Raw genomic sequence first — 14,271 nt, forward strand, 5'->3', positions numbered from 1 at the left:
ACCGCTCTCGCAGACGCTATCACTACTACGCTACGCCACACCGCTTTCAGAAAACCCTATATCCAGACTGCGTGACGATTTGATCATCGCTGCACACTCATCACTGATGACAGGCTTACTGAAAAGATAACCCTGCATTTGATCGCAGCCATACGCCACGAGCAGCTCTAGCTGGTCGACTGTTTCAACGCCTTCTGCAATGACCTTAAGACCCAATTCGTGCGCCAGTACGATTACTGCCCTGGTGATCGCGGCGTCCTCATGATTGCTGGTGATATCCTTTATGAACGCCCTGTCGATTTTGAGGGCATCAAGAGGAAACCGCTTCAGGTAGGCCAAACTGGAATAGCCCGTTCCGAAATCATCGACGGAGAGGCTTATACCATACGATTTTATATCTCGAAGTATCTCAACCGCCGACTCGGGATCGATCATCAGCATCGACTCGGTCAGTTCGAACTCTAAAAGAGCGGGGTTGATACCGTATGCTTCAACGACGTGCTTGACGGTCTCAGCCAGGCCTTTGACTTGAAGCTGCCTGACGGACAAATTGATGGCGATCGGTACCAGCCTTATGTTGTTCTCTTCCCAGCTTTTTAGGGTTTCACAGACTTTCCGTATAACCCAAACGCCGACAGGAATGATCAGGCCAGTGTCCTCAAGAATAGGGATAAAATCGGCCGGAGAAATCATACCTTGCTCCGGGTGATTCCAGCGCAATAAAGCCTCCAGACCACTTATCCTGCCATCGGCGAGGCTGACCTTTGGCTGAAAATGCAGAATAAACTCATCGCGATCAAGCGCACCCCGCAATAGCGTTTCCGTTTGCAAGCGTCTGGTTAAACTTTCGTTCATTCTGGCGTTGTAAAACTTGAAATTGTTACGGCCACTTTTTTTCGCATGGTACATGGCGGTGTCCGCATTCTTCAAGATAACGCCAGTGTCACGCCCGTCAAACGGATAATTAGCGATGCCTACACTCGCTGAAACGAATATATCCTGACCGCCAAGGTTGAACGGTTTGCCCAGCGCATCAACAACGTGGGTCGCCAGCGATTTTATGAGGCTCTCGGAATAGACGTTGTGTGTGACGACAATCGAAAACTCATCGCCTCCCAGCCGCGCAACCACACTGTTCTCATCCATGCAGCCTTTCAAGCGTCGACCCGCCTGGATAAGCAATTGATCGCCTACTGAATGCCCCATGGTGTCATTGACGGCCTTGAACCTGTCCAAATCTATGAATATGACGCTTACTGCGTCTGGCGCTGACGTTGTCCGACTGATTATCTCGCGCAGATAATTGCTGAGAAACCAGCGATTAGGCAGATGGGTAAGCGAATCATTTTCGGCCAGGTAGGTGAGCTTTCTCTTTGCGTCATACCTTTCAAGCGCGGCTGCCAAAAGGTTGGCAAGTGTTTGAAGGTAGCTGACATCTTCACGCGTAAAGGTGTAATCCCTGCTGGCATACACACCAAGAACGCCCTTGAAGACCTCCCTGCAAGAGATATCAACCTCCAGGCCACTTCTAATATTGCAAACGTCCACTGTTTCACCAGGAAGCAGCGCGTACCTGCTATCTGGCGCATCAGCATTAATGAAAAACCCGACAGAAGCACCAGTCCCGCTCAAAAAATCATTGTGATAACCACTGCGGATCTCAACGTCGGTGAAGCCAACCTCCGCGCTGAGGATGACCTCATGATTCACTCGATCAATGACCCGTAAAGCGGCCTTGCTCAAGTTCAATCCTTGCGCCGCAGTCAGTGTTGCCCGTTCACCCAGAACACTGACGTTTTCCTCGGTCAACGCCTGCTGGCCAAACAAGGCGATAAGGTTTTGCCTTCTGGAGTTATCCAGAATCGCCACCTCAAACTCTTTTCGATCGGTGATATCGATATCGATGCAGATATATTTTTCAACGCCGCCCAGGTCATCGAGAATAGGTATGATAGTGCGTCGATGCCATGCAACCTTGCCGCTGCGACCTGAGAGCCTGACCTCACCGTTCCACACCTCATTTTCCGGTGCCCATTGCCACGGTTCAGTGGTTGAAGACATGCCGATCCAGACCTCATCGATCGTCAACTCTAAAAGCTCGGCTCGCGAGTGCTGTGAGCTTGTTACGAATCGTTCGTTAACGTAGGTGATACGTCCGGAGGCCGACACTTCGCAAACGATGGACACCTCATCCAGGGCATTTTTATGCTGCACCAAGGTATTCATCAACGATTCGATACGCAGACCAAAGTGATTGCGCATACTTGCGGCAGTGCGGTTTACCGCTTTTATAGCCTCCTGTATTTCCATGGGAGCATCAGCGACCAACATCGCTTCTGCTGCCACTGCACCTGAAGCAATTTCCGCCTCATAAGAGTGAAGTTTGCCCAGATGAGCAAGCGAACGCTTGATCATGAACCCCATCAACATCAAACTTATCAGCAGAAAAAATACCGCAAACAATGTAGCCTGGATCACAAGACTATAGAGTTCGGCAGCAATTCTCTCGGCATTAAAAGACAAACGCATCACGCCATAATCTTTTCCGCCAATAGTGATCGGGCGATTGACATCGAATAATCTTGCAGCGACTTCAGACTCTATCCACGCAGGCGCTCTTCCAACCGGTGCACTGGCTGCCTCAAGGCGAATCACGCCACCCGACAGGTCAATAAACATGGCCGACTTGAACGGCGAGCGAGCCAGGGTTTTTTCGAGGGTTCTTTTGATGGTGTCGTAATCGCCGATGACGACACTTTCCTCAACCGCTTGCGCCGCAACCTCAATGAGCATGTTAGCGGTGTCTTGTATCTCTTCAATATGCTGAAGCAGCTGATTTTTATAAAACAGCCCCAGCCCTGTCGTCAAAAAAGTCAGTATCAGAATGGATAACATCGCCAGTATTCGCGACGTCAGTGATTTGGGCAGCAGGCTTTTAAAGAAATTCATTAACAGCCTCTCCAGCTAACGTTGAAATTATTTACTTAAGGTTTGCTGGCAAACTGTTATAAAAATCACGATAGGACGCATAATCCGCTTCCGTCGCAGGAATGAAGGTAATCGGTGCCGGTGCATGGACCAGCTCGGTCGCCTCACGAAGAACCCTGCTACCGTCGGGATCGTTTTGCATATTAAAAAATGCGTTGGCGACCGCATCACGTTCTTTTTTAGAAACCCGAGGGGATGCCATGAGGGCCAAATCATTGAACGAGGCTGAACTCCACAGTACGCGGAACGACTTCCCTTCTCTCTCCGTGTAGCCACTTACCAGCTGTGAATTGGCTCCCATCGCTTGAGCCTTACCACTGAGGAGTTGGCTGAAAGCACCGTCCATGTTCCCTGCAAACACAGTAGACGTGTTGATCCCCTTCTTGACCAATTCCGAGCTTGTGACTTTATAAGCAATGAACGCTTCCGGTCCCGGGTACACGACTTCCTTGCCCTCCAGCTCCGAAAGGCTATGAATTGGCGAGTCGGCAGGCACCACGATTTGCCCCTCAAGCGCAGGCGCGTCACGGCGACCAAACACCTTCCAGCCCATCTTGTCGCGTTCCGGGCTAAACAGATGATTGGTAAAAGCGAAATCAACTTCTTGGGCGAGCACATAACTCGTTGTATCAGAGGACGTTCGCCCTAACTTCAGCGTAAGAGTCACGCCGCTTTTTTCGGACACATACTTTATGATTGGATTCCAAAAGCTGGCTGAAAGATTAAGATTGTACTGATTGACGGGCGAAAAGTTGTACACTTTAAGCTCTTCAGAAATCGCCACATTCGACAAGGCAAACGACAGGGCGATCATTATAGCTTTGCAGCTCAGGCGTAACTTCACTTGTCAACTCCGACTGTACAATAACGGCTTATTCAACGATGATTAGAGCCAACTTAATTTCAGCAATATCGTATAATCGGCCGAGCTTCTTGAATCTTAAGCACCGATTGCATGAATAAATGTTAATGGCCAGCCAACGCACCTGCCTGCCCCCGCCGCAGAGAGCTCATTGAACGACTGACCGATCTGACGCTTGATGATGCAGTGATTCAACGTGCTCTTGCCCCTCTGGGTATCTCGAACGTTCGCTTTGCTAAAGCGCGAGCCGACCTACAAACGATCCCTCTGGGAAGTACCTCGAATGATGACCCCGCCTGGGTTTACCACGGCTTGTTGATAGGTCCGATTTCTCAAGCAGCGCTATTTCTGGACCGACTTCTCAGTGCAGAGCTCCTCTGCGCAGGCTTGCTTCAGGAAATGCAGACAGCACGAACACTAGGCGGCCCGATTTCAGGGCGCCCATGGATCACGCCGGGCTATGGCCTCGGCTTGATGCAAGGTTCGATTGACGGCGGGCATTCTCTAGCTGGGCACACAGGCTGCGGGCCAGGCAGCGTCATTGCTGTCTATCGCATCGGCGATGGCGACGCATCGGCTTGCTGCGCTGCTTTTGATGCGGACGCCACTGAAGGTGCCGTTGAAGCCACCGTCGTTGAGCAACTGATGCAAGCTCTAAGACAGAAGGGCTGAGGGCGTCAAAATGCTTTTGGCGTAGATGTCATCATGCGTTGAATGCCCGCTTCGACTCGATACTGACGACAGATCAAACAAAAAACCGCTCTTTCAACGGCACCAACGCCGCCCCCAGAGCCGCCGCATCGCCATTCGTCTCGCTCAGCAATAACTGCGGCCGAGGCGGTGGGGAGTTGTAGCGATGGGTGCCCCAGAAAGTCGTCGCGGCGATCAGGCGTTTTCCCAATTCGGGCGGTAATTGCCCGCCAAACACCACGGCCTGCGGATCGAACAACCCGGCCAGTGCGTTGACCAGACGATCCAGGGTGGGCTTGACGCGTGTCAGCCAGGTATCCACACCGGGCCAGTCGAGGTCGAAGCGCGAGCGCAGGTCTTCGATCGAGTCGACCTGCACGCCGCTCTGATGCAGGTCTTCGAGCAAGTAACGCAGAGCCGGACGGTTTATCGATTCTTCGTCGTTGTAGAGGGTGATCTCGCCTGCGTTGCCGTGGCTGCCGAAGTACGGCTTGCCGTTAATCACGACGCCCGCGCCGAAGCCGAAGTTGAATGACAGGTAGATGAAGTTGCTGGCCCAGGCGCCCACACCGACCAGGCTTTCGCCGATGGCTGCGGTGGTGGCGTTGTTTTCCAGCCAGACCGGCATGCCGAATCGTTCTTCCAGCACCGGTTGCAGGTCCATCAATGACCAGTCGCGCAGCGGTTCAGGCGCATTGATCTGGCGGTTCTCGAGAAAAAAGCCGGCAATCGCGAAGCCCATGCCGACGACCCGTTGCACTTCGATGCCGTTGCGCTGAAGCATGCGTTCGATGGTCTTTTCCAGCGAATCCAGGGTGCTGTTGCGGCTTAACGGCGGCGTGCGTAGGGTGACCTGTTCCAGCACATTGCAGCCCAAATCGGCGACGCAGACCACTGCCGAGTCGGTGTTGATCGATACGCCGATGGCATACACCGCTTCGTTGATCAGTTCGATCCGCGGGCTGGGTTGGCCGCGACCGTTTTTGACGCGCTCACCGCTGCGCAGCAGACCACGGCTGATCAGTTCTTCGATAAGCCGGTGCACCGACTGTTGAGCCAGGTCCATCTCGGTCGAAACCGTGGCACGGGTGATCGCGCCTCGACGACGAAGGATGTCCAGCAGCTTGCGTTCATTGAGGCTCAACGGTTGATGCGAATCAAGTGGCGTGTCGAGGTCGAGAGGCATGGAATCTTCAAATCATAGGAGGATTAAAACAGTCGGCGCGTGAAGCAGTGTATCGCCCACCATCCATTGCACACTTCAATCATGAAAATTTAATAAAAGTCGCGCAGGTCACAAATACTACACACAACCTGTATTAAATGGCATTGAGTTCTTGTGAGTGTTCTCATGCCTTCCATCCGTAAGCTATTTTCCACACTGGCCCTGCTGTCGCTCGCTGCACACACCTTCGCCGCACCGGCCGAGTTCTGGTACAGCCACAGTGGCGCGGCCGGGAGTGCCATCGCGGACTTGTGCAGAAGCTTCAATGCGCAACGCGAGGAAGAGGATCGTCTGCACTGCATTCGCCAGGGCAGCTATGAGCAGACGCTGCAGAAAACCGTCGCCGCTTACCGGGCGGGAATAGGCCCGGCACTGGTGGAGATTTACGACGTCGCCACGCCTGACATGCTCTTGGGCGGTGCCACCCGACCTGTCGAGGCGATCATGGCCGATCATCACAGGGCCTATCCCGACGACACCTTTCTGCCAGCCTTGCGGCGCTACTACGCCGACGATCACGGCACACTCGCGGCGCAGCCTTTTGCGGCGTCCACAGCCGTGCTCTACACGCACAGAAATGCGCTGGCCGCTGCCGGGATCAGTGCGCCACCCGCTACGTGGGAAGCTTTTGCGGATGCCTTGCGAGCCCTTAAGAAAAGCGGCCAGAAATGCCCGGTCGTCAGCGCGTTTGCGCCCTGGATCTGGCTGGAGCAGACCAGCGCAGCGCAAGGCACCGCCGTTGCTGTTCGCTCCGCAGGCAGTGACCGTTATCAATTCGACGAAGGCTCCCATCTGCGTCTCATGAAAGACCTCGCGCAATGGGCCCGTGAAGGTCTGGTGGTCCATGAGGATGCAACCCGCAGCGGACAGCAGGCACTGGCGTTTGCCACCGACGACTGCGCCATGCTGATCGACTCCACCGGGGCGTGGAATGTTGTGCACAGCACGCCCGAATCCGATATTCAGGTCACGGCACTGCCGATTTACGCGGGTACCCAACGACGCGCCAATGTCCCCGGAGGCTCCTCGCTGTGGGTGATGCGCGGGCATTCCGTGAGGGATTACCGACTGGTGTCGGAATTTCTGGCATTCGTGCTGCAACCGGACAATCAGTTGATGTTCAGCGCACGAACGGGCTACCTGCCTGTTACTCAGGCTGCCGCCGCACGCTTGCAATCCGCAGCCAGCGAGCCATCGGCAATGACGGTCGGACTGGCAGCGCTGACCGATATCGACGGTCAGCCCTCCGCGCCTTTGCGCTGCGGTTTTATCACGCTGATGCGCCTGATCTGGTCGCAGGAAATGGAGAACGCGCTCGCGGGTCGCCAGAGCATCGATCTGGCCCTGCGCCAGACGACGCTGCGGGCCAACCAGCTGCTGGGGCTGTTTCAACAGATGCATCAGGCCCAGGCCAGCAACGACTCAAACGAGGCAACGCCATGAAACCGCGTGCGCATTTCCCACAGCCACGTCTGGCGTTACTGTTCGCCCTGCCGCAACTGCTGGCGCTCGGCCTGTTCTTCTATTGGCCTGCGATCCAGGCCATCTGGTGGTCGTTTCATCTGGTGCCACCTTTCGGCGGTAATGAAATCTTCGTTGGCCTGAGCAACTACTGGCGTGTGCTGAAAGACCCCGGCGTGCTGACGTCGCTGGGCTCGACGCTGGTGTTCAGCTTATCGAGCGTCGTGCTTTCGATCCTCATCGCGCTGGTGCTTGCGCTATGCCTGGAACTGAAACTGCGCGGCAACGCCGTGTTTCGCAACCTGCTGATCTGGCCCTACGCGGTATCGGGCGCAACCATCGGTATCGTCTTTCATGTGCTGGCCAATCCGGTGATGGGTATTTTCGCCTGGCTCAACGCGATTGCACCCGGCACCTGGGCGCCCTACTCCAGCCCGATACAGAGCATGCTGTTGCTGATCGTGGCGTATGCCTGGTGCCTGGTGCCGTTCAACTTCGTGATGCTGGTCGCCAGCCTGAAATCGGTGCCCGACGACTACCTCGCCGCTGCAGCACTGGATGGCGCAGGTCCATTGCGGCGCATGCTCGACATACAACTGCCCCTGATCGCGCCCTATCTGTTGTTCGTGTTTGTCATCGACCTGCTGGAAAGCCTGTCGAACAGTTTCGGCCTGGTCGACACCCTCACCCAAGGCGGACCTGGCGACACCACCAATGTGCTGGCCTACAAGATTTACACCGACGGGTTCATGGGGTTGGACCTGGCAGGCTCATCGACCCTGTCAGTGCTCATGCTGCTCGCGGTGGTGGCGCTGAGCATCGCTCAATTCAAACTCCTGTCGCGCTTCCAGCGCCGCGGGGTGAAAGCATGATCGAGCATAACCGGCTGTTCAACGCAGGTGCTTACCTGCTGTTGACTCTGGGGCTGGTGTTCGCGCTGGGCCCGCTGTACATGGCGGTCTGCTCGGCGACCGTCAGCAACCCACAACTGTTCGCCCACGGTCTGGCGGTGATTCCCGGCGACCAACTGCTGGAGAATCTGCAGCAGGTCACCCGGCGTCTCGATCTGCTGCGCCTGCTGGGCAACAGCCTGCTGGTCGCCACACTGGTGGTGATCGGCAAGCTGACGCTCTCGGCGCTGACAGCCTTTGCCGTGGTGTACTTCCGCAGCCGCTACAGTTCGGTGATTTTCTTCGCCGTGCTGGGGGCGCTATTGCTGCCGCTGGAAGTACGGATCATCCCCACGTATGCAGTGGCCAGCGATCTGTTCGGCCCCGTGCGCAGCCTGTTGCACTGGCTGGGCATTCAGTGGCTGCCGCTGCCGACCATCAATTTGCTCGACAGCTACCCCGGCCTCGCCCTGCCGCTGATTGCCTCGGCGACCGGCACCTTCCTGTTCCGACAGTTCTACCAGACGCTGCCTGCTGAGCTGGTCGAAGCCGCACGGATGGACGGTGCCGGGCCCTGGCGGTTCTTCATCGACATCCTGCTGCCATTGTCGAAGACCAACTTTGCAGCGCTCGGCACGCTGGTGTTCATCGGCGCCTGGAAGGATTACCTGTGGCCGCTGGTCGCAACCAATCGCGAGGACATGCGCACGCTGGTGCTGGGCGTCGCCAGTTTCCTGCCGACCGATGCAACTCAGGTCCCCGAGTGGAACCTGCTGATGGCCGCTGCTGTGGTCAGCATGCTGCCGCCCATCCTCGTCATTGCGCTCATGCAGCGATGGTTTGTCAAAGGCCTGATTGGAGTCGGTAAATGAACGCGCTCACCCCTATTACCTGCGCGCCGGATATTGTCCTCAAAGGCCTGCACAAAACCTATGGCACAGACCCCATCCTTCACGGGCTCGACCTGGTTTTCAAGGCGGGCGAGCTCAACGTGATCCTTGGCCCGTCCGGGTGTGGCAAGTCCACGCTGCTGCGCATGGTGGCAGGGCTGGAAGAGGTCAGCCAAGGGCAGATTCTCATGGGCGGCCGCGACGTTACGCGCCTGCCGCCCAAGGAACGCGGCTGCGCCATGGTGTTTCAGAACTACGCGCTCTACCCGCACATGAGCGTGGCCGACAACATCGGCTACGCGCTCAAGCTGGCGCGGGTTACACGCAAGGAACGCGAGCAGCGCATCCGCGAGTGCGCCGCCTCACTGGGCCTGGAGGAACTGCTGCAACGCAAGCCTGGAGAACTTTCCGGCGGCCAGCGCCAGCGCGTCGCCATCGGTCGGGCGTTGATCCGCAAACCGCCGGTGCTGCTGTTCGATGAGCCGCTGTGCAATCTGGACAGCGCGCTGCGTCATGAAATGCGTCTGTTGATTCGCAGCCTGCACCGGCAGACCGGCGCGACGATCCTGTATGTCACCCACGATCAGACCGAAGCCATGACCCTCGCCGAGCGCGTGGTGATTCTCGACAAGGGCCGTGTCGAGCAGATCGGCACGCCCGCCGAGATCTACGATCAACCCGCCAGCACATTCGTTGCCAGCTTCATCGGCACGCCGCCCATGAACCTGCTGCCGGTGCATTGCCTCGACGACAGGATTTTGCTCCTCGCCGATGGGCAGCGTTTGCCCATCAAGCTCGGTATTGCGAGCAACCGGACCGGCAAATGGCTGATGGGCCTGCGCCCCGAGACCTTCATGCTCGACCAGGAAGGCGTCACTGCCACAGTCGAGTCATCGGAGAATCTGGGTAGCCACACGCTGCTGTATTGCCAACTGGCTGGAACGCGCTGCGTTGTCAGCCTCGCCGGACGGCAACATCAGATACCCGGCACCCAGGTTCGACTCGCGATCAATTCCACGCCCTTGCTGTTCGATATCGAGACCGGCCAGCGCCAGCTCGTGACCTTCTCCCACACCACCAAGTGACCCGCCATGCTCAAACCTGCTCCCCTCGTCCGCTCGTCCCTGATTGCCCATCGCGGTGCCAAGGCTTACGTGCCGGAAAACACTCTGCTGGCCCTGGAAAAAGCTGCCGAATGCGGCGCCGAGTGGGTCGAGATCGACGTGAAGCTGACCCGTGATGGCCAGCCGGTCGTGATTCATGACGACTTGCTGGACCGCACCACCAACGGCCGTGGCGCCGTCGTGCTGCATGAGCTGCAAGCTATCCGCATGCTGGACGCCGGCAGTTGGTTCGCGCCTGAATTCGCCGGCCTGCAGGTGCCGACCTTCGAAGAGATCGTGGCCTGTGCGCTGCGCCTCAACCTGGGCTTGCAGGTCGAACTCAAGCCGACCATTGGCGACGATGTCGAGACGGCGGAAGTGGTGATGCCGATCCTCAAAAATCTGTGGCCCGCCGACAACGATCGGTTGTTCGTCTCCAGCTTTTCGGTGCGCTCACTAACGGCCGCGCGACGCTTGTGGAACGATGTACCGCTGGCTATCGCATCCGTGGTGGCGCCTGCCGACCCGGTCGCGCTGTTGGCCGAATATGACTGCCGAATACTTCACGTACTTGACGATATGCTCGATGACCATCACCTTGTTCGCCTGAAAAGCAGCGGCGTCGAATTCGCCGTGGCTACCATCAACAGCCCGAAACGTGCGCACTACCTGCTGGAACATGGCGCACAGTCGATTCTCAGTGATTACCCGGACCTGTTGAACCTGCCGAACGGAGGCTGTCTGCAATGAACAACCGACTCAGCGTCGCCATGCAAGCTGTAGAAAAGGCCACTGGCCTGGCCATGGCGTATTTTAACGACCGCCACACCCTCGACATCACCACCAAAAGCGCGCAAGACCTCGTCTCCCGCGCCGACTTTGAAGTGGAACAACTGCTGCGTGCAGAACTGAGCAAACACTTCCCCGACGATACAATCCTGGGCGAAGAAATGGGCGGCGAATTCATCACCGACGGCTGGGTCATCGACCCCATTGACGGCACCGGCAACTACCTGCGCGGCACCCCATTGTGGGGGATCGCGGTAGCGTATATGTCGGCAGGCGAGTCCGAAATCGGCGTCGTCGCCTACCCGGCACTGGGCTACACCCTGGCAGCCCGCACGGGTGATGGCTTGCTGCGCAACGGCGTCCCTTTTGTCCGCCCTCAACCACCCGAGCACCTGCGCATCGCCGGCGTCGGCGAAAACACCCGCTGGGACGCCGAAGAGATGGGCAAACTGCACCTGAGCCTGCGCCGACAGGGCTGGGGCCTCGCCGGTTATCGCTGCGCCACCATCGGCCTGGCGTTCGCCGCTTTGGGGCAGACAGACGGCTACATGGAGAAATTCACCAGCCTGTGGGACATCGCAGCAGGCGCAGTGATCTGCCGGGAAGCCGGGTTGTTGTGCACGATTGAGGGCGAGCAGAAACAAGGCTCGATGACGGTGATGGTAGGCCGTGAGGAGTTGATGGAGATTTTTGGTGCGTAATGCTCCGGGCTAGTCGACGCAGTTTTCTGACTGCGTTTGTCCGCCTGCTGGCATGCCTGCCCTTCGTCAACAGCAGGCTGCTGGCGGCAGAAACCTTTCCCGCATTGCGCCAGCCTGCCGCCGAGAAAGGTATCCGGTTCGGCTTTGCGATTGATCCGGCAAAGCTGAATGACGATGCGGCCTATCGGCAGCTGGTCGCCCGTCAGGCCAGCATCGTTGTGCCAGAAAATGCTTTGAAGTGGCAGACTGTCCACCCCGAACCAGACCGTTACAACTTCGCGCCCACCGACGCAATCGCGGCGTTTGCGAAAGCGCATGACCAGCGTATGCGCGGCCACACCTTCTGCTGGCATCGCTCCTTACCCGACTGGGTTCACCACACCATCACCCCGATGAACGCCGAAGCAGTGCTGACGGCGCACATCAGTACCGTCGCCAGCCATTATCGCGGCCTCATCAGCGCATGGGACGTCGTCAACGAAGCCATCCAGCTGGAGGACGGCCAGCCTGACGGGCTGCGCAATTCATTCTGGTATCAGATGCTCGGGCCTCGCTATCTGGACATAGCCTTCAAGGCTGCGCACAAGGCTGACCCGGACGCCCTGCTCTGCTACAACGATTACGGCCTGGAAAAGGATACCCATTACGGCGAAAGCAAACGTACTGCCGTGCTCGCCCTGCTGCGCGGGCTCAAGCAGCGGGGCATTCCCATACACGGCCTTGGCATTCAGTCCCACCTGCGTACAGGCGACACATTTGGTCCGGGCCTGTCTCGCTTTATTCTGGCAGTGCGTGATATGGGGTTGTCGATCCACATCACGGAACTCGACGTCGACGACAGCCACTTGACGGGGTCCACCGCAGATCGTGATGGATCAGTTGCAGCGACTTATAAGCGGTATCTCGACGTGGTGCTTGCCACGCGCTCGGTATCTACCGTTGTTACGTGGGGTGTTTGGGACAGCCCGCATATTGCCGGTGCCACGGCCAGCAACGGGCCGTTGGCACAGCGGGCATTGGCGTTTGGCCCACGAGGTGAGGTGAAGCCGGCGAGCTGGGTGATCGCGCATTGTTTCGAAAACGCGCAAACACAGAAGGATGCGCGGTTTTAGGCGCATAGCAGCCTTCATGGCAGCAGTATCGCCAGAGCGGTTCAGCGCTTTCTGACGCCTGAAAACGACGAAGCCCCCGATAAAAGGGGGCTCCTGCTCTGGACCTGAACAGCAGGTTCCGGCTACATCCTAAAAAGGTTATGAACACCAGAAACCTCTGGATTCTGGCGGATGAGCGGGTTCCCCCCCCCCAAATACGGCATCTCGCGACACATTCCACTCAAGTTAGCGTTGATTTTGTATACTTTTTTGTAAATCTTCTGCCTAGTTTCACCAATTTATCATCCCAAACTTTACAAAATCCCCTGCGACTAACTCCGTGCTCCAAGCAGCGAACCCCGTCAAAAAAGGCGACGAACGGCAGACCCATATTTGGTCGCTTCTGAGCTACGGCACAGCGATGTCATTGCTGCGAAGTCGCACTCCACTTGACCACCCGCTTGCGTTCAACTTGACCATTTATTTCGTTCTGGCCACCGACTGCATCGAATTTGACCAGCACGCTTTGTGACCATAACCGGCAGAAAACGGCAGAAAGCAGTCTATGCACGGAGCGATGCCAGAATCGCTATCTCTGAGCTGCTTAGATGGTTTTCATCGGTCAGCTATGGACGTTACTGAATAGGACCATAAATCGCAGCCACTTCCTTTTTATGTATGTGCCATCCGTCCGCGATTTCAGTTAGTTCAGGGTTTGATGCCATTACTATTTTTGCGCCGGGGAACAATTGTGCGTAGGAAAATAAAAAGTGCGAAATCACCATGCATAGTATTTGGCGGGCAGCTCCCGCCAGCATAGCTTGCTGTTCGATATTCCATGCGTCTCTAATTTGAAGCGCACTTATAAAGCTAGCATGTGAATGCCCGCTTAAGTGATTATAAATATCACTAAAGTAACGTTGGTGAATGTCGGTCTTATAAGTAATAGCATGCCAGCCTCCCTTTGGCTTCCAATTACCTTTGTCAATTTCTTTTCTTTCGTCACGATTGCTTTTTTGGTAGTAGAGGCTGCTAGTGATTTCGTTATAAAGTTGTTTTATGGACTCAGCTTCCTGCAAAAGAACATTTTTACTCTCTGGAGTATTGGCTAATATCTTACTTCTGTCTATAAGCCCGGATCGACGCCAAAGCTTATGTCGATAAATGGACAAATTCTCCTCTTGATTCACGAATATATAGTTAAAAGCCAAATATGATTCGATGGCAGCTCTAACGATCACTGCAACTGAAGAGTGATCGATATGAGAAAAGACCTGTCCTGCACCAAATTCAAAGCCAATTCCCGCGCTAACCTGCTGAGCCGTTGCGATATGCCTAAAAATTTTAACGCCTAAAACTTGAGCGTCATTTTTCCATTCGCATCCAGGAAGCAGCTGTTTACCATTTTCGGATTCTATTAAAAGAAAACATAAGTTCATAAGTTTGGAAAGGTCGGCGTCCCAGCTCATAATTCACCCGAAAAATAAAACGAAATTGGTACATCAAGGGCCCGTTCATTACCGTTTTCACCGATCGCGTCAGGCGGAAATCAACCCATTGCTGCTGGTGACGAAAGGCGGA

At 56.1% G+C, this 14,271-nt stretch carries 11 protein-coding genes and 1 pseudogene; 8 read left to right on the top strand and 4 right to left on the bottom strand.

Annotated features, from left to right (window positions below; all coding sequences use genetic code 11):
• Positions 1–30 precede the first annotated feature (30 nt).
• Complete coding sequence (locus PCPL58_RS24670) at positions 31–2,949, bottom strand: putative bifunctional diguanylate cyclase/phosphodiesterase (protein ID WP_065350678.1); 2,919 nt, start codon at positions 2,947–2,949, stop codon at positions 31–33.
• 31 nt (positions 2,950–2,980) lie between these two features.
• On the bottom strand, positions 2,981–3,802 hold the full coding sequence (locus PCPL58_RS24675) for a phosphate/phosphite/phosphonate ABC transporter substrate-binding protein (RefSeq protein WP_065350679.1): 822 nt from the start codon (positions 3,800–3,802) through the stop codon (positions 2,981–2,983).
• Positions 3,803–3,997: 195 nt separating this feature from the next.
• Here PCPL58_RS24675 and PCPL58_RS24680 point away from each other — a divergent pair.
• A pseudogene (locus PCPL58_RS24680) lies at positions 3,998–4,547 on the top strand (serine hydrolase domain-containing protein); the annotation flags it as partial.
• Between the two features lie 48 nt (positions 4,548–4,595).
• Here PCPL58_RS24680 and PCPL58_RS24685 read toward each other — a convergent pair.
• On the bottom strand, positions 4,596–5,726 hold the full coding sequence (locus PCPL58_RS24685; protein ID WP_003431794.1) for an ROK family transcriptional regulator: 1,131 nt from the start codon (positions 5,724–5,726) through the stop codon (positions 4,596–4,598).
• A 165-nt stretch (positions 5,727–5,891) separates the two neighbouring features.
• On the opposite strand from PCPL58_RS24685, the gene PCPL58_RS24690 reads away from it, so the two are divergent.
• The 7 genes from PCPL58_RS24690 to PCPL58_RS24720 are packed head-to-tail and all read left to right on the top strand — an operon-like array spanning position 5,892 to position 12,711.
• Entirely contained in the window at positions 5,892–7,208 is a 1,317-nt protein-coding gene (locus PCPL58_RS24690) for an extracellular solute-binding protein (protein ID WP_065350680.1), read from the top strand.
• A complete protein-coding gene (locus tag PCPL58_RS24695) occupies positions 7,205–8,098 on the top strand; it encodes a carbohydrate ABC transporter permease (RefSeq protein ID WP_065350681.1) in 894 nt (297 codons plus the stop codon). Before PCPL58_RS24690 ends, PCPL58_RS24695 begins: the two co-directional genes overlap by 4 nt.
• Entirely contained in the window at positions 8,095–8,988 is an 894-nt protein-coding gene (locus PCPL58_RS24700; protein ID WP_044310365.1) for an ABC transporter permease subunit, read from the top strand. Before PCPL58_RS24695 ends, PCPL58_RS24700 begins: the two co-directional genes overlap by 4 nt.
• Positions 8,985–10,091: an ABC transporter ATP-binding protein gene (locus tag PCPL58_RS24705; protein WP_003431800.1), complete on the top strand. Its 1,107-nt coding sequence runs from the start codon at positions 8,985–8,987 to the stop codon at positions 10,089–10,091. Before PCPL58_RS24700 ends, PCPL58_RS24705 begins: the two co-directional genes overlap by 4 nt.
• Before the next feature lie 6 nt (positions 10,092–10,097).
• Positions 10,098–10,859 carry a glycerophosphoryl diester phosphodiesterase gene (locus PCPL58_RS24710; protein WP_003368990.1) on the top strand — a complete coding sequence of 254 codons (762 nt, stop codon included), beginning with the start codon at positions 10,098–10,100 and terminating at the stop codon, positions 10,857–10,859.
• Complete coding sequence (locus tag PCPL58_RS24715; RefSeq protein ID WP_065350682.1) at positions 10,856–11,599, top strand: inositol monophosphatase family protein; 744 nt, start codon at positions 10,856–10,858, stop codon at positions 11,597–11,599. The genes PCPL58_RS24710 and PCPL58_RS24715 overlap by 4 nt, the downstream gene beginning before the upstream one ends.
• Positions 11,599–12,711 (top strand): endo-1,4-beta-xylanase, encoded by a 1,113-nt coding sequence (locus PCPL58_RS24720; protein ID WP_065350683.1) that lies wholly within the window; start codon positions 11,599–11,601, stop codon positions 12,709–12,711. The genes PCPL58_RS24715 and PCPL58_RS24720 overlap by 1 nt, the downstream gene beginning before the upstream one ends.
• A gap of 614 nt (positions 12,712–13,325) precedes the next feature.
• Here the strand turns inward: PCPL58_RS24720 and PCPL58_RS24730 are convergent.
• On the bottom strand, positions 13,326–14,159 hold the full coding sequence (locus tag PCPL58_RS24730) for a DUF5677 domain-containing protein (protein ID WP_065350685.1): 834 nt from the start codon (positions 14,157–14,159) through the stop codon (positions 13,326–13,328).
• Positions 14,160–14,271 lie beyond the last annotated feature (112 nt).

The organism is Pseudomonas cerasi (assembly GCF_900074915.1).
GTDB classification, from domain to species: Bacteria; Pseudomonadota; Gammaproteobacteria; order Pseudomonadales; family Pseudomonadaceae; genus Aquipseudomonas; species Aquipseudomonas cerasi.